The organism is Pseudomonas sp. MOIL14HWK12:I1, assembly GCF_000510705.1.
Taxonomy (GTDB): Bacteria; Pseudomonadota; Gammaproteobacteria; order Pseudomonadales; family Pseudomonadaceae; genus Chryseomonas; species Chryseomonas oryzihabitans.
Genome location: NZ_KI783307.1, coordinates 668,892 through 689,835, shown reverse-complemented (window position 1 = coordinate 689,835; position 20,944 = coordinate 668,892). Strand labels below are relative to the sequence as shown.

Annotated in this window: 13 protein-coding genes and 2 pseudogenes; 6 read left to right on the top strand and 9 right to left on the bottom strand. The window is 67.3% G+C overall.

Annotation, left to right across the window (positions count from 1 at the left end; translation table 11 throughout):
- Positions 1-34: 34 nt before the first annotated feature.
- From PSEK12I1_RS0113215 to PSEK12I1_RS0113190, 6 genes are all read right to left on the bottom strand, one after another.
- The gene (locus PSEK12I1_RS0113215; protein ID WP_027601833.1) at positions 35-3,973 is read right to left on the bottom strand and encodes an enterobactin synthase subunit F; all 3,939 of its coding nucleotides are present in this window, start codon (positions 3,971-3,973) and stop codon (positions 35-37) included.
- Between the two features lie 11 nt (positions 3,974-3,984).
- Positions 3,985-4,191 carry an MbtH family NRPS accessory protein gene (locus PSEK12I1_RS0113210; RefSeq protein WP_027601832.1) on the bottom strand — a complete coding sequence of 69 codons (207 nt, stop codon included), beginning with the start codon at positions 4,189-4,191 and terminating at the stop codon, positions 3,985-3,987.
- Between the two features lie 21 nt (positions 4,192-4,212).
- On the bottom strand, positions 4,213-5,466 hold the full coding sequence (gene fes, locus PSEK12I1_RS0113205; protein WP_027601831.1) for an enterochelin esterase: 1,254 nt from the start codon (positions 5,464-5,466) through the stop codon (positions 4,213-4,215).
- Between the two features lie 83 nt (positions 5,467-5,549).
- Entirely contained in the window at positions 5,550-7,739 is a 2,190-nt protein-coding gene (locus tag PSEK12I1_RS0113200; protein WP_027599927.1) for a TonB-dependent siderophore receptor, read from the bottom strand.
- A gap of 288 nt (positions 7,740-8,027) precedes the next feature.
- On the bottom strand, positions 8,028-8,291 hold the full coding sequence (locus PSEK12I1_RS0113195; protein ID WP_007160310.1) for a hypothetical protein: 264 nt from the start codon (positions 8,289-8,291) through the stop codon (positions 8,028-8,030).
- A 304-nt stretch (positions 8,292-8,595) separates the two neighbouring features.
- Positions 8,596-8,877: a hypothetical protein gene (locus PSEK12I1_RS0113190; RefSeq protein WP_027599928.1), complete on the bottom strand. Its 282-nt coding sequence runs from the start codon at positions 8,875-8,877 to the stop codon at positions 8,596-8,598.
- A 402-nt stretch (positions 8,878-9,279) separates the two neighbouring features.
- On the opposite strand from PSEK12I1_RS0113190, the pseudogene PSEK12I1_RS25355 reads away from it, so the two are divergent.
- The 3 genes and pseudogenes from PSEK12I1_RS25355 to PSEK12I1_RS0113180 form a co-directional block, all read left to right on the top strand.
- Positions 9,280-10,407: pseudogene (locus PSEK12I1_RS25355) on the top strand (HAMP domain-containing protein); the annotation flags it as partial.
- Between the two features lie 144 nt (positions 10,408-10,551).
- Positions 10,552-11,265, top strand: a complete 714-nt coding sequence (locus tag PSEK12I1_RS25350) for a methyl-accepting chemotaxis protein (protein WP_371099736.1) — start codon at positions 10,552-10,554, stop codon at positions 11,263-11,265.
- 14 nt (positions 11,266-11,279) lie between these two features.
- Positions 11,280-12,200, top strand: coding sequence for a substrate-binding domain-containing protein (locus tag PSEK12I1_RS0113180; protein WP_037006982.1), 921 nt, complete (start codon positions 11,280-11,282; stop codon positions 12,198-12,200).
- 100 nt (positions 12,201-12,300) lie between these two features.
- Here PSEK12I1_RS0113180 and PSEK12I1_RS0113175 read toward each other — a convergent pair whose 3' ends face one another.
- From PSEK12I1_RS0113175 to PSEK12I1_RS0113165, 3 genes are all read right to left on the bottom strand, one after another.
- Entirely contained in the window at positions 12,301-15,345 is a 3,045-nt protein-coding gene (locus tag PSEK12I1_RS0113175; RefSeq protein ID WP_371099735.1) for an autotransporter domain-containing protein, read from the bottom strand.
- A 212-nt stretch (positions 15,346-15,557) separates the two neighbouring features.
- Positions 15,558-16,082: a GNAT family N-acetyltransferase gene (locus tag PSEK12I1_RS0113170; protein WP_037006981.1), complete on the bottom strand. Its 525-nt coding sequence runs from the start codon at positions 16,080-16,082 to the stop codon at positions 15,558-15,560.
- A 76-nt stretch (positions 16,083-16,158) separates the two neighbouring features.
- Entirely contained in the window at positions 16,159-16,401 is a 243-nt protein-coding gene (locus tag PSEK12I1_RS0113165) for a DUF1654 domain-containing protein (RefSeq protein ID WP_231501001.1), read from the bottom strand.
- A 399-nt stretch (positions 16,402-16,800) separates the two neighbouring features.
- Between PSEK12I1_RS0113165 and PSEK12I1_RS25345 the strand changes: the two are divergent.
- The 3 genes and pseudogenes from PSEK12I1_RS25345 to PSEK12I1_RS0113155 all read left to right on the top strand — a co-directional run.
- Positions 16,801-17,907: pseudogene (locus PSEK12I1_RS25345) on the top strand (methyl-accepting chemotaxis protein); the annotation flags it as partial.
- A complete protein-coding gene (locus tag PSEK12I1_RS25340; RefSeq protein ID WP_371099734.1) occupies positions 17,893-18,765 on the top strand; it encodes a methyl-accepting chemotaxis protein in 873 nt (290 codons plus the stop codon). The pseudogene PSEK12I1_RS25345 and the gene PSEK12I1_RS25340, both read left to right, overlap by 15 nt.
- Positions 18,766-18,948: 183 nt before the next feature.
- The gene (locus PSEK12I1_RS0113155; RefSeq protein WP_027601824.1) at positions 18,949-20,940 is read left to right on the top strand and encodes a bifunctional diguanylate cyclase/phosphodiesterase; all 1,992 of its coding nucleotides are present in this window, start codon (positions 18,949-18,951) and stop codon (positions 20,938-20,940) included.
- Positions 20,941-20,944: the final 4 nt, after the last annotated feature.

The following is a 20,944-nucleotide window of genomic DNA, read 5'->3' as shown; positions in this document are numbered from 1 at the left end:
CGGGGAGTCGCCGTCGAGCCGAACCCGCGAGCCGTCACAGCGCCTTCAACGCCCGATTCAGCACCGGGCCGATCTGCGTCAGCTGGGCCGGGGCGATGATGTCGACGTGGGCGCAATCCACCTCGTGAGCCTGCAGGCGGGTGATCCAGGGCGCCCAGGTGGCCTTGACGTCCATTCCCGCCGGCAGGGTGCGCCGGGCGACGAACATCAGCGCCTCGCCCTCGAAACGCGCGCTGCGCGCCGTGGCCAGCAGCCGCACCGAGTCGGCGTAGTTGCCCTCGATGGTGGCGAACAGCTCCGCCCCCTCCCCCAGCGCGGGATCGGCCAGGCCCTGCTGGGCCGCCAGGAAGGCCTCGCGCTCGCGATTGACCTCGGCCAGCACCTCCGGGTCCAGCTCGCGCTGGCCTTCGCGTTCCTGCCAGTTCTGAGTTTCCGGCGGATAGGTGTCGAGCAGGCCGAGGAAGGCGACCTGCTCTCCTGCCGCCTGCAGCCGCGCCGCCAGACCCTGGGCCAGGGTGCCACCCAGAGAATAGCCGAGCAGATGATAGGGCCCCTGCGGCTGCACCTCGCGCAGGGTGCGCAGATGGCGCTGGATGACGGCTTCCAGGTCGGCGCCCTGGGCCAGGGGGCCGTCCGGACGCGGCGACTGGATGCCGAGTAGCGACCAGCGCGGATCCAGGTAGCGCGCCAGCACGCTGAATTGCCAGGCGAAGCCCGAGGCCGGATGGAAGCAGAACAGCGTCGGGCCATCGCCCGGGCGTAGCGGCAGCAGGGTCTCGAAGCCGGCGCGGGTCGCGCTGGCCGCATCCTGCTCCAGCTGCCGGGCCAGGCGGGCGACACTGGAGGCCACCATGATCTGGCCGATGGACACCGGCCGCCCCAGGCGCCGACGCAGCGTGGCGGCCAGGGTCATGGCCAGCAGCGAATGACCGCCCAGGGCAAAGAAGTCGTCGTCCGCACCGACGATGGCGCAGCCGAGCACCTCGGAAAACGCCGCGGCCAGATCGCTTTCCAGCCCCGGCGCCAGGGGGCGACTGGCGGCCCTGGCCACGCCCTGGGGCGCCGGCAGGGCCTTGCGATCGAGCTTGCCGGTAGCGCCCAGGGGCAAGGCGTCCAGCTCCACCAGGGCCACCGGCACCAGGTGCGGCGGCAGGCTTTCGCCCAGGCGCGCGCGCAGGCGCTCCAGGTCCAGCGCGGCGCCGGGCTGGGCGACGAGATAGCCCACCAGTTGGCGGGCATCGCCGCCGGTGGCGGTGGCCGCCTCGCCCAGCACCCGGGCATGGGTGACCGCCTGGGCCACGCCGGGCAGCGCCAGCAGGGCGTGGTCGATTTCCGCCAGTTCGATGCGCTGCCCGCGCAACTTGACCTGGTCGTCGCTGCGGCCCAGGTATTCGGCGACGCCCTCGGGCAGCCAGCGCGCCACGTCACCGGTGCGATAGAGGCGCTCGCCCTGCCCGTCCGGCGCGGCGATGAAGCGCGCGGCGGTCAGCTCGGGACGGCCCAGGTAGCCATCGGCGAGTTGCACCCCGCTCAGATAGAGCTCGCCCGCCACACCCGGCGGTACCGGGCGCAGACGCTCGTCGAGGATGTGCAGCCCGGTGTTCCACACCGGCTTGCCGATGGGCACGCTGCTGCCACTGACAGCCGCCAGGGCGGCGCCATGGGCCGGATGATAGGAGACGTCGACCGCGGCCTCGGTGGGGCCATAGAGATTGTGCAGGGGCGCGCCGACCCGGCGCTCCCAGGTGCGAGCCAGTTCGGTGGGCAGCGCCTCGCCACTGCAGAACACCTGGCGCAGGCTGGCGCAGCGGGCCACCGCGGCCGGCTCGTCCAGACTGGCGACAAAGGCCGCCAGCATCGAGGGCACGAAATGCACCGTGGTCACCCGTTCGCGGGCGAACAGTTCCTGCAGCGCCAGGGGATCGCGATGGGCCTCGGGTGGCGCCAGGTACAGCCGGGCGCCCACCAGCAGCGGCCAGAAGAATTCCCAGACCGAGACATCGAAGCTGCTCGGCGTCTTCTGCAGGACGGTGTCGCCGGTGCCGATGGGATAGCTATCCTGCATCCACAGCAGGCGATTGACGATGGCCGCATGGCCGACCACCACGCCCTTGGGTCGGCCGGTCGAGCCGGAGGTATAGAGCAGATAGGCCGGATCAGCGGGACGCGGCCCTTCGAACGCGGGAGCCTGGTCCAGCCCCTTCAGGGGCGCGTCGAGAATCAGCACCTGCTCCTCGCGCAGCCCCGGGAAACGTCCCCGCTGGCTGGCATCGGTCACCAGCACCCGCGGCCGGGCATCGTCGAGCATCAGGTGCAGGCGCTCATCCGGATAGCCGCTGTCCAGCGGCAGGTAGGCCGCGCCCAGCTCGAGCGTCGCCAGCAAGGCCAGGGACAGGAACACCGAGCGTGGCAGGGCCACCGCGACGATGTCGCCGCGACCGACCCCGGCATGACTCAGGCGCTGGGCCAGGGCCAGCACCTGCTGGCGCGTCTCCTCATAGGTAAAGGCGTGCTGCAGATCGGCCAGTGCCGGTGCCGCGGGCGTCCGCGCTGCCTGCTCGGCCAACAGCGCGGCCAGGGTGGTGGCGGGCAGCGGGCGCTCGGTGGCATTGATGGCGGCCAGCCAGTGCTGGTCCGTGGGCGCCAGCAGATCGGCTTCGCCCAGGGTGAGCCCAGGTTGAGTGGCAAACTGCTGCGCCAGCAGGCCGAAGCGCTCGGCGTGGCCCTGCAACAGCTCGGCGGCATAGCGCTCGGCGTTGCCCAGCAGCTTGATGTCCAGGGCGCCGCTCGCTTCTAGATAAAGAGCGATTTCCAGATCGCGCACCGGCCCCGAGGCCAGTTCGTGGGTGATGCCGGGCACCCCGGCGAAATCCAGCGCGAAATCGAACAGCTTGAGGTTGATGACCGGTCCGGTCAGGGGCTCGGCATCGCCCGGCCGGCCAAGATCGCGGGCGATCTGCTCGGCGTCGTAGCGCTGGTGCCGGCGCACCTTCTTGAGCTCGGCGGCCAACACGGCGGCGAGTTGCGGCAGCGTCTGGGTCGAGTCGGTGCGCACGCCCAGGGGCAGGACGTTGAGCGTCGCGCCGCCGGATTTCAGCGCCACCGACCCCATGCGCCTCATGAAGATGAAGCCGGCGCTGAAGGCCGGCTGACCGCTGAGACGGGCGAACCAGGTGGCGGCCAGGGCCACGGCCAGATCGGCCGGCGTCACGCCCTGGGCCTTGCCCTGCTCGGCCAGCCCGGCGAAGACCGCGGCGGGCACCCGGGCGCGTGCTTCCACCACCCGCGGCGTCGGCACCTGCCCCGCCAGGCCACCGGGTGCCAGGGAGGCGGCCGGCGGCAAGGCTGCGCCGCGCTCACGCCAGAAGGCTTCGTCACGCTCGCGCACGGCCGACTGCCGATAATCCTGGTATTCGCGCACCACCTCGGCAAAGGAGACGAAGGGCGAAGCCTCGGGCGTCTCGCCGCGCACCGCGGCGCTGTACAGGGCCGCTACCCGCTTGGCCAGGGCGGCGAAGCCATAGCCATCGATCAGCAGGTGGTGATAGCGCTGGTACCAGTACAGGTGGTCGTCACCCAGCTGGTAGATCCGGTTGAGCCACAGCGGCCCGCCACTGGTGGCTCTCAGGTCGCCGTCGAGGTCGGCGCGGATGGCCGCGCGCGCCGCGCCTTCCGGATCGGCGGCCCCGCGCAGGTCCAGCCACTCGGGGGCAGGCGTGGCCGCCTCATCGTCGATCCACTGCACCAGCTCGCCCTCGCGCTCGGCAAACTTCAGTTGCAGGCTGTCCAGCTCGCCCAGGCCCTGGACGATGGCCGCCTGCAGCGCCTGGGCATCGATCGAACCGCGCAACTCGACCAGATGGGCCACGGCGAAGGCATTGGCATGGGGCGACAGCTGATCGGCCATCCAGATACCGGGCTGGGCGGCGACCAGGGGCAGTGGGCGCGAAAGAGAAAGCGGCGTAGAGGACACAGGAACTCCAGTCAGGAAAGCAGGGAGGCGACCGGGCGGATATCGCGCCAGTGGCTGGCTAGCCAGTCGTCGCAGGCCGCGCGCGGCGCCGGTCCGAACACCAGCGTCCAGCCGGCGGGGACGGACATGGCCTCCGGCCAGAGGCTGCACTGACCCCGGGCATTGCGCAGGATCAGCAGCACCTGGGCGGGATCGTCGAAGGGGTTGGGGGTGTCCATCGGACCTCCTGGCAATGGGGATTAGCGCTGGGCGTCGGCGGCGACCCGGGGTCGCCAGAGCTGGACCAGGCCATCGAGCAGCCCGCCGCGCCACCAGAGGGCGTCGTGGCCCCCGTCGATCTCGCGATAGTCGAGCGCGTGGCCCTGCTCGCGCAGGCGCGGGACCAGGGCGCGCGTGGCTTCGAGGATGGCCGGCTCGCGCAACCCGGCCTCGATGAACAGCCGCAAGGGGCGGGTGCTCCCCTGCCCGTTCGCCAGCGCCTCGAACAGCCGTCCTGGCGCGCCGCGCTGCGGCCACCAGAAGGACCCGGACTGACTCAGGGCGCAGCCGAAGCGCTCCGGCCAATGCAGCGCGGCATAGAGCGCCGCCAGCCCGCCAAAGCTCTGCCCGGCGACCACGGTCGTGGACGACGACTGCGCATGGGGCGCCCAGTCGCGCACCTGGGGCAGCAGTTCTTCCTGCAACGCCAACCAGAATTGTGGATTGCAGGGCAACTCGCTGCTGCGCAGGGCGCGGTCGCTGTTGTCGATCAGCAGATAGACCGCCTCCGGCAGTTGCCCGGCCGCGGTGAGCTGCTGCAGTGGCGCGCCCACGGGCATCGTCTGCGCCCAGAACTGCCCATCCAGCAGGATGGCCAGCGGCCGCTCCAAAGGGGTGGTATTACCGGTGGCGAAGACCCACACCGGACGGCTGTTGCCCAGCCGTGCACTCTGCCACTCGTACTGTTGCAGACTCGGCCAGGCCGTTGGCGCCAGGCTGCGGTCGGCATCGAAGGCCGCCCAGGCCGGCTGGGCAGGCGCCTCCGGCAGGTGCACGCCCGACACCGCCAGCCCTCGCCCACCCTGCCAGGCGCGTCGCGGATTGAGCCGATCGGCCTGGGCCAGGGGAAAGACGCTGCGCCACCAGAGGCGAATGCCCTGGAGGTCGGGTTGGGCCTCGCCCTCGAAGGGCGCCGGCTCCCCGCTGGGGATCAGGCAGTAGCTGCCGCGCCAGCGGCCATCCAGTTCGGTTTCCCAAGCCCAGACATCGGTGCCTGGCAGGCGCCGCAGACTCTGCGGCAGGCCCGGTTGATGATGGTCGGTGACCCCGGTGATGTTGAGCCAGACCCGCTGGGTGCCGGAGCGCCCGGCCAGCCCTTCGGGATCGCGCCAGACAAAGGTCAGGCGATAGCGTCCGTCTGCAGTGGGTTCGATCAGCGGCGTACCACGACAGGCCACGGCCTGCCACCAGGGCTCGCTGCCCACGTCGTCTCGCTGGAAAAGTGAATCTTTCATCGCATCAAGGTACATCGTCGCAAGGATCGTCATGGCCTGCATCGCGCCGGCCGACCTGGGCCCTGCCCGGGTCGGCCTGGGACTCAGAAGTCGTAGCGCGCCCCGACCATCACGCTGCGCGAGGGGCCCTGGAAGTTGAAGGTGGAAACCGAACCTACGCGCGACCAGTATTCCTTGTCGAGGAGGTTGTTCACGTCCAGGGTCGCGGTCAATTGCTTGGTGACCGGATAGGAGAACTTGGCATCCACCGTGGCATAGCCCGGGGCGGAGACGGTGACGCCGGAGGTCTGGTTGGTCTGGGAGAAATCGCTCATGGCGGTCACCCCGCCACCGATGCTCAGGCCGGTCAGCGGACCGCCTGCCAGGGTGTACTTGGTCCACAGCGAGGCCATGTGCTTGGGCATGGCTTCGAACAGGGTGTTGCCATCGCCACTGAGGTTCTGGGTATCCATGTAGGTGTAGCCGGCGAGCATTTCCCACTGCTCGGTGAGCTTGCCGCTGACCTCGATCTCGGCGCCCTTCACCCGCGTCTTGCCGGACGCTTCGGAATAGGTGGTGATGGCCACACCGTTGGCGTCGAAAGGTCGGGTAGCCCGGTTCTCATCCGTCAGCTGGAAGATCGACAGCCGCGCATTCATGTCGCCGTTGAAATAGCTGCCCTTGATACCGACCTCGTACTGGTCACCCTCGCGCGGATCGACGGCCTTGCCCTGGGCGTCCAGCTCGCTCTGCGGCTTGTACACCTTGGAATAGCTGGCATAGAGGGAATGGTAGTCGTCCAGGTCGTAGACGGTACCCAGATAGGGGGTGACGAAGCCGCTGTGCTTCTGGCTCTCCCCCGCCTCGGCACCACTGGCCAGGGTGGTGGTATAGGCCTCGCCCCTGTACCAGGAAACGCGGGCACCGCCGATCAGCGCCAGGCGCTCGATGGGGCGGAAGGTGACCTTGGAATAGAGGCCGAATTCGCGATCCTCGCCGCTGTAGTCGGTCTGGTAGACGCGCGCCGGCTTGGCGAAGCGGGTCGGCGAATAGCTGTTCACATTGACCGTACCCAGGACGCTGTTGCCGTTCTGGTAGTCGGTGTCGTAGTGCTTGTAGTCGGTCCCCACGACGAATTCGCTGACCTGACCCAGGGTCTCGAACGGCTGGCTGTAGCTAGCGTCGAGGGAATAAGCGTCCTGCTCGAAGTCCCGGGTGCTGGCGCGGATGCTGGTGTTGCCGTTGGCCTGCACCGCCCCGCCGGTGAAGGCATAGAGGTAGTCCGCCTCCCGATGCGAGGCCCGGGCGGCGAGGCGCCCATAGCCACCGTTATCGAATCTGTGGGTCAGCTCGAAGATGCCGTCGGTGGTCTTGCCGTCGAAGTAGTTCCAGTCCGCCCCCAGGAAACGCGACTGGCTGAAGTCCAGCAGATTGCCCTGGGCATCGGTGGGATAGCCATTGTGCGGGGTGAGGTTCTTGACCTGATGGATCAGGCCGAAGGAGATCTGGGTGGCGTCGGACAGGTCGATGTCCAGATCGCCGTAATAGCTCTGGTCGGTGTTGGCGTTGTAATCCACCTCGCCATTGGTGTCGGCGCGGGAGGCGACGAAGCGACCCCGGACATTCTTGCTTTCGGTGAGCGGACCGGCCAGGTCGATCTCCTGGTAGTTGGTGTCCCAGGAGCCGTAGCGCCCGGTGATATGCCCCTGAAAGTCCTCGGTGCCGCGCTTGCGCACCATGTTGACGATGCCGCCCAGCTCGCTGGTGCTGTTGAACAGCCCCGAGGGCCCGCGCATGATCTCGACCCGGTCGAAGGGCGAGAGAATGGGCACGGTGCCGAAGATGCTGGTCATGGGCGCCGGCAGGCCGTCGATGTTGTATTCGTCGTATTCGTAGCCGCGCGAATAGATGGAGGAGCGCCCGCTGTCGTTGGTCAGCACCCGCAGGCCGGCGGTGGACTTGGCCAGCTCGTCCAGGGTGTTGAAGTTGCGATCCTTGATGTAGTCGCTGGTGTAGGAGGTGATCGACTGGGGGATATCGCGCAGGGCCGCCGGCGTCTTGGTGCCCACGGTCGCCGAATCCACGGTATAGCCGCCGGTCTGTTCCGAGGGCGCCATGTCGTAGAGGCGATTGCCTTCGATGGTCAGGGTGTCCAGTTCCGTGGCGTTCTGCTCGGCCACCGTGGCGGCCAGGGCCGTCAGCGGAAAGGGAATCAGCGCGCCGATCAGAAGCAGCTGACGGAGAGCCCCGCGGCGAAGGCGGACGGGCTGGCAGAGGGTTCCTTGGGTGTTCATGGTGATCCTTGTGACCGTGGCGTTGCAGCCGACGCCGTGCACTGGAAGGCTGCTGTTCGCGTCGTCGCGCGAGGGCCAGCACTTTAAATGATAAAAACTCTCATTATCAAATGTTACGTTAAGCAATAGCTGTTCGCATTGCCAACGCCAGGCAGCCGTGATCCACGCCCAGGGGTCAGGACGCAATCAGGAAAGGATGCGGAAAAAGACGGATCGACCGGACCGGGAGGGTCCAGTTACAGGAGCAGGCCAGGTGTGAGCAGGCCGGAGGGAGAAGCCCGGCGGTCGTTAGAGACCGGAAACCGCCGGCGTCTTGGCCGCTACCTGGCCAATCACCGGACTGGGCAGCCGGCAGACGATTTCGCCGATGGCATTCATCCGCGCCAGACCACCGTCACCCTTGCAGGCGTGGTAATCGGCAAGGTGCTCGGAGGGCGAGTTGCGCAGGCCCTGATCGAGGGCCACCACCAGGGCGATCACCCCCAGGCCCAGGGCGACGATTTCGAACGTGCTGCGGGCACGATACCAGTGGATCGGTCGCGAAGGGCTCATGGCGGCTCCGGAGGATGGACGAATAGTGGCGAAGTGGCTCCTACTCTAATCGTCCTGGCCCGGATGTAAACAGCCGTCGCTCGCCTGGACGACAGCTGTCGTCGGCTCGTCAACGGCCGCCGGTTGGCAGCCCGTCACTGCGCCACCCTGACCATCCGCCCCGGGATCCCGGGGCGCGGTAGCCGGCGGGCTTCGTCATCCGCCTGAGCCACCGGTAACCGTGACCGCCCTACCCTGCGCCCAGCGGCCGCGAGCAGCGCGGCAATTCGCCCACTGCCGGCCGGCAAGGGAGGCGGAGCCTACGTCAGGGATTTTCCTTGCTGGGCGTCTTGATATAGCCGGGCACGGCGGAATCGGGGGGCGTGTTGCGCCCTTCGGTGGCCGCGGCCTCATTGGCCTGGGCCCGGTCTTCCTGCGCCTTGGCCTGCTCCTTGGAGGCCCGCTCGACCTTGCCCTCGGCCGCCTTCTCCTGGGCCTTCTGGCTATGGGCCTGGGCATCCTGGGCATGGTCTTCGGAGGTCTTGTCGCACGCGGTCAGGGTTGCGGCGGTAGCCAGTACGAGGGAGCACAGCAGAGCTTTGGACATCGGGTATTCCTGAGAAAAGAGACCTTTCAGGGACCTGGAGAAGCACGGGTTGGTTTCTGGCCCGCCGCGCCGGCTTTGCGACCTGAGGTGTCCGTCGCATGGCGGCCACGGCGGAACGCGCGCCGCATGCCTGGAGGTGGCGGATCTGGGATCGCCAGGGAGGGCCTCTCGCGCCTTTCCCAAAGAGCGAACCGGCCCGCCAGCCCCTGGCACGGGTTGCGGACGCCACGGACGACAGCTGATCGCCTGGCCAAGGCCGCACGTCCGCGGACGATGCGGCCAGGTCCGGTGATGCGACTAGGCTGACAGCACGTTGGCCATGGACGGTAGCGGGACGCTCGATCGGGTCCCGGCGCTGATGGCCTCCTGCCTCGACACCGATAACAAAAGCAGGGAACCAGCATGACGATTCTTCAACGCGTGGTCGGCGGCATTGCACTTCTGGTGCTCCTGCTGCTGGGCATCGTCGCCGTGAGCTTCAACAGTACCCAGTCCATCCATGAGCGGCTGGCGGTCATCACCGAGCAATCCGCGCCGCTTGGCCAGGCCGTTGGCGAGATCAACGTGCAGTTGCTGGGGGCCAACCAGACCCTGCTCGGCCTGCTGGCCGAGACCGACGCCGCGGCGATCGCCACCCGCGAACAGCAATTCCAGCAGCAGTTCGCCGATTATCTGCAGCTGCACCAGCGCCTGCCGGCGCTGTTGCGCGCCCATGACCAGCTGACCCAGGCGCTCGATCAGGAGCAGAAGCTGGGCAATGCCTATGGCGACCAGGCGAAGACCCTCATCGACAGCTACCGCCAGCTGGTCGCCATCCGCCGCGAAACCCGCACCCTGCAGGGCTATGCCACGCCGGAGGCCAATCGGCTGTCCAGCTATCTGCAGGCCTACAGCGCGCAACAGAAGGCCGAAGGCGCCACTGCCGCCGTCCGCGCCGCCCAGATGCTGCTGATCGAAACGGACAAGACCTACGCCGCCTTCGCCGCCCAGGCGGCACGCCTGGATCTGCCAGGACTGGATGTGGTGCTCAACCAGCAGCAGGATGTCATCACCGATCGCCTGCGCGCCCTGGCCGCCATCGACGAGCGCAGCGCGCGCATCGTCGGGGTAATGGTCACCCGCCTCCTGCACGAGATGACCGCGCCCGATGGCCTGCGCCAGGCCTATCAGCGGCAGGCCGCGGCCGAAGGCCAGTTCGACGCCCAGCGCCAGCGCACCGGCACCGCCCTGCAGGCGACCCTGGACGCCCTGCGTACCCTCAGCGCCGGCGCCGTGGCCGTGGCCCAGCAGGCCAAGAGCGATACCGACGCTACCGTGGCCACCAGCCGCCAGGTGCTCGCCATCGTCGCCCTGCTGGCGATCGGCGCGGCCCTGATCATCGGCGTCTGGGTCGCGCGTGGCCTGCGGCGCCCGCTGCTGGCCTTCCGCGAGTCGCTGCGCCAGGTCACGGCCGGCGATCTGCGGGTCCAGTTCGATGTGCGCCGCAAGGACGAATTCAGCGAACTGGGCGGCTATCTCAACGAACTGATCCGCTCGCTGCAGACCACGGTGCAGACCCTCACCCAGTCGGCCGACGACCTCCGGGGTACCGCCCAGGCCAATGCCGACATCAGTGCCAGCACCACCCGCGCCGTGGAAGAGCAGACCGAGCGTCTGGGCTCCGCCGCCTCGGCGATGACGCAGATGGAAAGCACCGTGGCCGAGGTGGCCCAGCGCGCCCTCGACACCAAGGATGCCGTCGACCACACCTTCCAGCTGAGCACCACGACCGGCACCACCGTCGCCGAGACCATCGACAGCATCCAGCGCCAGGCGCGGCAGATCCAGGTCGCCGCCCAGGCCACCGATGAGCTGCAGGGCTATGGCCAGAGCATCGACGGCATCGTCGATGCCATCCGCAACATCGCCGAGCAGACCAACCTGCTCGCCCTCAACGCCGCCATCGAGGCGGCTCGTGCCGGTGAGCAGGGGCGCGGTTTCGCCGTGGTCGCCGACGAGGTGCGTTCCCTCGCCAGTCGTACCCAGGCCTCCACCACCGAAATCCAGCAGCAGATCGAACAGATGCAGCAGAAGATCCATTCGGTGGTGGAAATCATGGGGGTGAGTCGTGCCCAGTCCGGCGAGTGCGTGCAACTGGCCTCTTCCGCCCGGGAAGCCCTGCAGAGCATGAGCAAGGCGGTCGGCACCATCCGCGAGATGAACACCCAGATCGCCGCCGCCACCGAAGAACAGAGCGCCACCGTCCAGGAGACCAGTCGCATGATGGTGCAGATCAACGACGCCGCGCTCCGCGCCGCGGAAGGCGCCGACAGCGCCGCCCGCAGCAGCGAGGACCTTTCGCTCATGGCCAGCCGGCAGCGCGAGCTGCTGCAACGCTTCAGTGTCTGATCGGGGACCGACTCATGTTCAAGCCCAAGCTTCGTCTTCTCGCCGGTCTCGTCCTGGCCGCCACCTGGGTCAACCTGGCCCAGGCCAACGCGCCGCTCATCGGTGTCCTGACCTCCAAGCGCGACAACTTCCGCACCCTGCTGATCAACAACGTCGAGGAGCGCGCCCATACCCTGGACGCGGACCTCTTCCTGGAAAACGCCAACAGTGACAGCGCCCTGCAGCTGCGCCAGTACCGCAACCTGATCGCCGCCCACGTCGATGCGGTCATCGTCAATCTGATCGACGACAGCAACACCCAGGAGATGCTGGCGCTGGCGATGAGCAGCAAGGTGCCGCTGGTGTTCATCAACTACCGCCCCAGCGTCTCTCCCCTGCCCGCCTATGCCGGCTTCGTCGGCTCCGACGAGGTGGAAGCCGCGACGATGCAGATGGAGGAGCTGGCCCGCCGCGCCGGTTACAAGGGCAAGGTGGCGATCCTCATGGGCGAACCGGGCCACCCGGCGACCAAGCTGCGCACCGAGAGCGTCGAGAAGGTAGTGGCCAAGTATCCCGACATGCAGGTCGTGGTGAAGGCCTCGGCCAACTGGCAGCGCAGCGAGGCGACCGAACGCGTCCTGCAGTGGGTCGACAAGGGCGTGGCCTTCGACATCGTCGCCGCCAACAACGATGAGATGGCCATCGGTGCCATCCGTGGCCTGGAAAAGGCTGGCAAGCCGCTGGCGAAGTATCTGGTGGGCGGCATCGACGGTACGCCCGACGGCTTGCAGGAGATGCGCGAGGGCAAGTTGGCGGTCAGCGTGCTGCAGGATGCCAAGGGCCAGGGTCAGGGCGCGGTGGACATGGCCTTGCGCCTGGCCAATGGCTCCACTAGCAGCAATCTCACCCGGGTCCCCTTCCAGCTGATCACGCCGGACAACCTGGCGTCCTTCTAGCCCGGAAAGCAGGCGAGGCCATCCGTCTCCGGTGGCCTCGCCCGTCTTCAGTACCCAGTACCAGATGCCCGATTCGCTCGCGCGCTCGGGACGCCTATCCTCAGAAGCGCCAGCTGAGTCGCGCGTCGAGGTCCTGGTCCCTGGTCCGACCGCTCAGTTGTCCGTCATAACCCAGGCCCAGCGAGACCGTCTCGCTCAGCGCCAGGTCCAGCGCCCCGCGCACCACCGCCGCGTCACGCGCGATGGGCGCCCCCACCACCTTGAACGCCGGGCCGCCAGCGAAGGCCGCCTCATGCTCGGGGGTGGTGTCGCCAAAGGCGTGGCGCCAGCCCAGGGTGGCACTCGGCACCAGCTTCCAGTCACCCAGCGGTTTGCTCGCCAGGCGCAGGCCGAGGGTGCTGAAGGTCACGTCGGTGTTCTGCCGCGGATTGTCCAGGTCCAGCGCCCCGCTATGCTCGTGGAAGCCGTCGGTCTGCAGGTGCACATGGGCCAGACTGGCGAAGGGCGAAAAATTGAGGCTCCCCGCCTCGATCCGATAGGCCAGCTCGCCGAAGGCCTGGGTGGTGCCGGCGTCGTAGTCCGGCGCCAGGCGCTGGTCGGTGCCGAGGATCGCCAGGTTGCGCCGTGCCTCCACCTGGTGCCAGGTATGGGCCAGGCCCAGCTTGAGGCTGAGGGCATCCCACTGTTGGCCTGCATAGAGGCCCAGGTGGTAGTCGGTGCTGTCCGCCGAGCCGGATTTGCCGCGCAGGTCGAGATCGGTGTGGCCGAAGCCCACCAGCCCGCCGACGCGCCAGCCGCCGTCCAGGGGTACGTCGCTGCCGATCAGCAGGCCGCGGCTGTGGCTGTCCAGGCTGCTGGCGTCGTGACTGCCGTCGTTGTGGCCCCAGGCGCCGAGGGCCTGGGTCCAGACCAGTCCGCGCTCGCGACTGCCGGCCAGACCCTGGATGCCGGAGCTGGACGGGAGCTCGCTCTGGGCATCGCTCAGGCGATCGCTCATGGCAGTGCGCACCAGCCGGCTGTTTTCCACCAGCACGGTCTTGGTCGAGGCGTGCAGTTCGTTGCCCAGGCTCTGGAACGTTGAGCCTGCACCCGCGGCATTGGTCGCGGCGACCTGATTCCAGAGTGCATTGCCGGCGCCGGCGCGATCCAGGCCCGCAGCGGCGGCCCGGGCGTTACGGCCCTCGGCCAGGTCGGCGAAGGCCACGCCATTGCGCGCCAGACTCAGGGTCGCCTGGTTGGCGCCATAGCTCAGGGTCGGGGTCAGGAAGGCGAAGTCGGACTGGATGGGGCCGAAGCGGCCGCTCAGCCCGTTGCCCGCGCTCAGCAGCTGATAGCTGCCCAGCGGCTGCCAGTAGGGACTGGAAACCAATGCCAGGGTGGCGCCATTGACGGTGATACCGCCCGTGGCCACCAGGCGATCGGCGCGGCCGCTGGCATTGGTCTCGACCTGGTAGACGGAGCCCTGGTCGAGGGTGACGTTGCCGTTGACGTTGAGCTGCCCCACCGAGTTGCCGGGGGCGAGAATGCCGCCCTGGGCCACGCGCAGGCTGCCGAGACTGCCATTGCCACCGAGGGTGGCGCCCGAGTTGACGGTGACCGCCGAATTGCCGAGGTTGCCGTTGATGGCCAGGCGGCCTTGGTCGACGCTGGTTGTGCCGGCGAAGTCGCTGTTGCCGGTCAGGCTCAGGGAGCCGACCCCGGTCTTTACCAGGCTGCCGTTGCCGTGCAGGTTGTTGGCCAGGCTGTCGTTGACCGACTGATCCAGCACCAGGGTGGCGTTGTCGGTGATGTCGCCGCTGCCAAAGGCCCGGGCATGACCGCGCAGGGTACCGCCGTTGATCAGCGTGCCGCCGCTGTAGGTGTTGAAGCCGCTGAGGGTGAGTTCGCCGCTGCCGTTCTTGGTCAGGCTGCCAGGGCCGCCGATGTCGTTGCGCCAGGCGTCGCGGACGTTGAAGCCACCCTGGCTCGCATCCATGTTCACGCTGACATTGCCATTGAAGGCGCCGTAGCCGTCGGCCGCGGCCATCAGATTGAGCCGGCCGTAGCCGTTGGATTCGTCGATGACCGCATAGCCCGAAGACAGCTCGGTGCTGGCCAGGATGTCGCGGCGCTGACTGGCGGTGAGATACGGAAAGCGCGTTTCCAGCAAGACCTCGGCGTTGACCGGCACCACCGGTGCCAGGTTGGTCGGGCCGACGGGGGCGAAGCCGTAGGTCAGGCGTGCGGTGTACAGCGCCTTGTCCTGGGCATGCTGGGATTGCCGATCGGTGGCTGGATCGATCCTGTCCTCGCAGTTGTTGATGTCGCCGCCACATTGCTGGGCTAAGTAGGCCTGGGCCTGGGCGAAGGCATCGCTGCGCAGCTGGGCGTTATTGACCAGGTTGTCGATGGCGAAATAGGTGGCGGTGATGCGCCCGCCGATCACGTCCAGCGGCGAGTGCATGCCGGCGACGATGCGGTTGTTGCCCAGTTCCGAGGCGCGGAACAGTTCCTCGCCCAGGCGCTGGGGCACGGCATAGCCGAAGCCGATCCCGGCGAGATAGGCGGCGTTGGTGTGGCCGCTGGGAAAGCCGCCGTCGCTTTGCGGCGTGGTGCTGAGGGCCGGGCGCAACGACAGCGGCACGATGTCCACGCCCGCCTGGCGCCAGGGCCGCGGATACTGGTAGGCATTCTTGGCCGGGGTGGTGGAGGCATCGTTGCGGATCGCCTGGACCAGTTGCACCACCTTACCCAGCTGCGAATTGGCGTCGCCGGCGCCATTGCCGTTGTCGCTGTACTTGGTGGTCTGGGTGGAGGCATCGAACACCGGGATGGTGGTGAAGGCGCCGGAGCCGGCCAGGTAGCCATTGGCCAGTGAACCCAGGCCGCTGATCAGGCTGTAGCTCTGGTCGCGGCGGTCATCGTAGTAGGCCGCCATCTCCTGGGCCTGAGTGCGGGTCTTCGCGAGGTCGACCACGTACTGGATATTGCGCTGCAGAATGGGCGCCCCGAAGGCGGTGGGCGTGCCGGTGTTCCAGCTGGCGCCGGGCGTCCAGAGCTTGTTGTAGCCGGATAGCAGATCGACGCCATTGATGGCGTTGTTGCCCGAACGGCTGGCTGCCTGCACCGAAAGTGCCAACAGCGACGCCGCGAATGCGATCGTCAACACCGCGGGTTTGTTACCTGAACGTTTCACCAGCGCTTCCCCTTGGGCCTGTGGATACAACTTGTTACAAGCTGTCTTGGGGCGGCGAGCCTAGAGCGGTGATGTGACGGTGTGGCGGCGGTTCGAAGGCAGTTTTACGACATCTTATGAAGTGCAGCACCACGACTCGCAGGCCGCAGCGGCAACGGTGCTTCGTATGTGGTGAGCGGGTCCTAACCGAGGCGCAACCTGTCCAGATCGCACCAGAGGTGCAGCTTGGTGAACCAGGTATCTCCCACGGCGACCGCCAGCGGCTCCCTGCCGAAGACGCTGAAGCCTGCCTGCTCGTACAGCGCCAGAGCGGCCTGATTGCCCTCGGTGACCGTGAGCTGGACGACCCTCAGGTCGGACCAGGTCGCTGCCTGGGCCAGCAATTCACCGAGCAGACCTTTCGCCAGGCCCAGCCGCCGGTATCGATCGGGCACGTACAGGCCGAACAGGGTCGCCTTGTGCCGAGCCTTTTCCCGCGTCTCGCGGCTCAGCCCCACCACGCCCAGCAGCTCCGCGCCCTGGGTCGCGCCCCAGACCCGTTCCCCTGCTCCGTCACCCTCCTGCAGACGACGCTCCCACCACCCGAGCGGCAGCCCGGCCCGCTCTGCAGGACTGGAGGTGAAGGCTTCCGGATGCCTGGCATAGGCGTCCAGCATCAACTGGCGATAGGCGGGAGCCCAGGTCGGGCCCAGACGCTGGATGTTCATTGCCAACCTCCCTTTCAATCGACAATCCGCTTACCGAAGCCAGGGCGGATGCACTGGACGAGCCTGTCGCGTCCGCTCAGAAATCGTCGTAGCAGACCTTCCAGAACAGGTCGATGCTGCCGTCGTCACGGTGGGCCACGATCAGCCCCTCGGTCTCCTCGAAGGCCTCGAGCAACAGCGCCCAGTCTTCGCTGCTGGCCTCCAGGCGCTCCACATGGACGTGCCTGTCGAGGACCCCGCGGGCGTTCATGACCAGCCGCGAGACCCTCATCGTCAGACGGTCATAGGAAGTCAGCTGAGACGACTGGCTGTATGCCATGGGCGCAGCCTCCATAACTGTTTTTTTATACAGTATTTCCTGATTCGGGTAACTGGCAAGTTGCTGTCCGCTCCGGTCCACCAGCGAACAGTCCACGCCCTTGTCCCGGACCCTACCCGGCTTGTATCCGGCTGACCAGGCGGATACCCGAGCTCCCCTCGGCAGGCCAGGCGCCGTCCATCCATAAATTGGCACCAACCATCCCCGGGAAAGATGTGACATGGATCACTTTTTCGCCGTTATGGTCAGACTTACCCGCTATGTCCAGGTCGCCCCTGGCGGGCACTCGCACCTGCCTTCGCCTCGGCGATTAACCGACGGCCCTGGAGGCTACGTCCAGGGTGGCAGGTATTCAGCGTCCGTCCGCGGGCGAAAAACTATCGCGATAACAATTACCGCATGTCCGCCGGAGACTCGTCCTCGCCGGCCTCTATCCAGGTAGTCCTCATGCAGCACAATGGCTGGAATTTCCTCAGCAACATCAGCGTCCGGGCCAAGCTGGCGCTTGGCTTCTCCCTGCTCATCGGCATGATCCTGCTGGTGGCCTACACCGGCTGGCAAGCCACGGACGCCCTGCGCGATCGCAGCGAACGAATCGGCGACATCTCCGGCTACAGCACTCTGGCGCGCGACATGCGCATCGAGCGCCTCGTCTATATCGTCAAGGCCGACGATGCCCAGGCGGCAAAATGGCTGGCCGCACTGGACAAGATCGAAGCTCAGTTGCAGAGCATCGTCCCCAACTTCAACTCGAAGGCCAACGAAGCCCTGCTGAGCGAAGCCCAGGGCGCACTCAAGCGCTATCGGGACTTCTACACCCAGGTCGTGACCGCCACGCGGGAGCGTGCGGCGATCCAGCAGGCGGCGACCGCCACGGCGGAAGCGGCCAACACCTATGTGTTGGCCTTGGCCACGGCGGCCAACGCCCCGGATGGGCGAGTCGAAGACCGCCAGCAGGTGGCGGCCCTCTTCATCGACCTGCAGCAGATGCGCATTGCCCTGCGCAGCTATGCCACCACGCCTACCAAGGAAAGCGAGGCCGCGGCCCAGGGTGCCCTGGACGGTATCCAGGCAAAGGTCAAACGACTCGCCACGACCAGCGCCTTGCCGACCGAGACGCTGCAGACGCTTGGCAAGGAACTCGCCGGCTACCAGCAGCGCCTGCAACAGCTGATCACCGCCCAGGTCCAGGTGGATCAGGGCCAGGCCGGAATCACCACCACCATCACCACGCTGCTGTCGGTGGCCGACAAGCTGACCGCGATCCAGAAGGAATTCCAGCTGGCGGATGTGAGCGGTGCACGTCAGCTGTTGCTGGTATGGCTGGCCATCGCCATCGCCCTGGGCCTGCTGGGCGCCTGGCTGATCACCCGCTCCATCGTCCGCCCCCTGAAGGACACCGTTCTGCTGGCCCAGACGGTCGCCAACGGCGACTTCACCCATCAGCTGGAGGTGACCCGCAAGGATGAACTGGGCGCGCTGCAGCTCAGCATGCTGCAGATGACCACGAACCTGCGTGGACTCATTGGCGAGATGAAGGACGGCGTCGTCCAGGTCGCCAGTGCCGCCGAGCAGCTGTCGGCGGTGACCGAGCAGACCAGCGCCGGCGTGCAGGCGCAAAAGATCGAGACCGATCAGATCGCCACCGCGATGCAGGAGATGACGGCGACCACCCACGAGGTGGCGCGCAATGCCGGGGCAGCCGCCCGCTCGGCACAGGAGGCCAGTCAGCAGGCCCAGCAGGGCGACCAGGCGGTCGACAAGGCCGTCGCCCAGATCGAACTGCTGGCGCAGGAAATGGCATCCACCAAGGCGGCCATGGCCACCCTGCGTGGCCATGCCGACAGCATCGGCGGCGTGCTCGACGTGATCAAGGCCGTCTCCGAGCAGACCAATCTGCTGGCGCTCAATGCCGCCATCGAAGCCGCTCGGGCCGGCGAGGCGGGCCGCGGCTTCGCGGTGGTCGCCGACGAGGTCCGCGGCCTGGCCCAGCGCACCCGCTCCTCGACCGACGAGATCGCCCAGCTCATCACCGGCCTGCATCAGAGCACCGATCGCATGGCGACCGTGCTCGACCACAACGTGCAGTTGACCGACAGCAGCGTCGGCCTGTCGCGCGAGGCGGGCGAGATGCTCAAGCGCATCACCCGCTCGGTCAAGGACATCGAATCGATGAACGATCAGATCGCCTGCGCTGCGGAACAGCAGGGTGCGGCGGGCGAAGAGATCAGTCGCAACGTCACCAATGTCCGCGACATTTCCGACCAGACCGCGGCCGCCAGCGAAGAGACGGCGTCCTCGAGCATGGAGCTGGCCCGCATCGGCGTACGCCTGCAGGAGATGACCACCCGCTTCAAGGTCTGAAAAACGCCCAGCCCCCTGCCACAGCGGCCTGTGGCAGGGGCTCGGACCGTCAGGTTCTCCAACTCAACCACTGGTCATCTGGGACGAATCTCCAAACGAGAAGGCGGTCCCAGAATGCCATCATATTGACATTACACGTCTATCTTCGGACGTCGCTATCCACCCTGTCAGCCCGGGCTTGCCATGAAAACCTCCCCAGAGCTGGGTCGGCTCGTCGATCAAACGCTTGCCCAGCCGGTCGGGCCCTTTGCCTTCGCCCCGGTGCTGGAGCGCCTGTTTCAGCTGGACATCCATAAGCAGCGCACGCGTCACCTCACGCGCTGCCTGCTCATCGGCACCCTGAGCTACAACAGCTTTCTGATCTGGTGGTGGCTGCTGCTGCAAGACGCCCTGCCCTGGGCGGCCGCCCAGATGCTGGGGATCGCCACACCCTTCGCGCTGTTGGTCGTGGTGCTGCTGCGCGGGGTACCGACGCGCTGGCGCGAAACCCTGGCCTCGCTGCCGTTCTATGTCGGCCTGCTGGTGGTCTACAACCTGGTGATCAATGGCCCGTCGGGCAGGGAGATGATTCAGACGCTGTTCATCTTTACCTGGCCGCTGATGCTGGCCTTCGTCAACACCTGCATGAAGAGTCCGCTGCTGCCGGCCCTGCTGTTCAATGGCTTCGCCCTGTCGGTGATCGCCCTGGCCGTCCATGAAGCGCCGGTGTCACCGATCGTGGGTGGGCTGATGATGACCAACGCCATCGTCATGGCCTTCTTTTCCCTGTTGGCCAGCTACTGGCTGAACGTCGAAGGGCGCCGCTCCTATCTCTACAAGCTGCGTGAAGAAGTCCGCCTGGCGTCACTCAATTCGGCCAACCAGGATCTGCAGATCCTCTCGGAAACGGATTCCCTCACCGGCCTCGCCAATCGGCGTCAGCTCCATCTGCTGCTGGAGGCCTTCTGGCAGCGGCGCCTGGCCGGCGAACAGGGAGCCGTGCTGCTGATCGACGTGGACCACTTCAAGCGCTACAACGACTACTACGGCCATCTTGCCGGGGATGATTGCCTGCGCACCGTGGCCAAGGCCCTGGCGGTCGGGTTGGGCCCGGGTGATCGGGTCGGTCGCTATGGCGGCGAGGAGTTCGTCGTGCTGCTGGAGCGGATCGGTCCGTCAGCGGCGCTGGACGTCGCCGAGACCATCCTGCAGCGCGTTCGCGACCTGCGGATTCCGCACCAGGGCCGCCAGGATGACAAGACCCAGGTCACCGTCAGCATCGGCATCGCCCGCAGCGGTCTTGCCGGCCTGAGCACCGCGGAGGACCTGCTCGACTGTGCGGATCGCGCCCTCTATCGCGCCAAGCGCGATGGCCGTGACCGGGTCTTCGAGGGCGGCATCGATGCCATCCTCGGCGCGCCTCTGGACCATGCCGAGCTGCTCACGCCGGAAGATGTCCGCAAGGGGCTGGTGGGCAACGAATTCCTGCTGCACTACCAGCCCATCTACCGCGTCGAGCCCAGGCAGGTGACGGGTTACGAGGCGTTGCTGCGCTGGCAGCACCCAACCCTGGGCCTGGTCTCGCCCGAGGTGTTCATCCCGCTGGCCGAACAGGGCAACTTCATCATCGCCTTGGGCGAATGGGTGGTGAAGGAGGCCTGTCTCGCGGCCAGTCAGTGGCCCCCGCACCTGAGCGTCTCCATCAATCTCTCGCCGCTGCAATTCGCCGATCCCATGCTGCACGAGCGGGTGTCCGCGGCCCTCAGACTCTCGCGCCTGGCGCCGAATCGTCTGGTGCTGGAAGTCACCGAAGGGGTGGAACTGGTCATAGATACCCGGACCCGCCAGTCCTTCGCCCTCCTCCAGCTGCTGGGCATCCGCATGGCCCTGGACGACTTCGGCAGCGGCTTCGCCGGCCTGGGCCCCATCCTCGAACTGCCCTTCCAGTTGATCAAGATCGATCGGCGGATCCTGGCGATCCAGGATGAGGAACAGCGGGGCGAGGTCCTGAGCTCCCTGTTGCTGCTGGGCAAGGCCATGAAGCTGGAGGTGCTCTGCGAAGGCGTGGAAACCCCGGAACAACTGGCGCTGCTGCAGCAACTGGGGGTCCGGCTCGCCCAGGGCTATCTGCTGGGCAGGCCGGCGGCCGCGCCGAGCGGTCAGGAATTCCAGCTGATGGCGTCCCTGGAAGCCTGAGGCC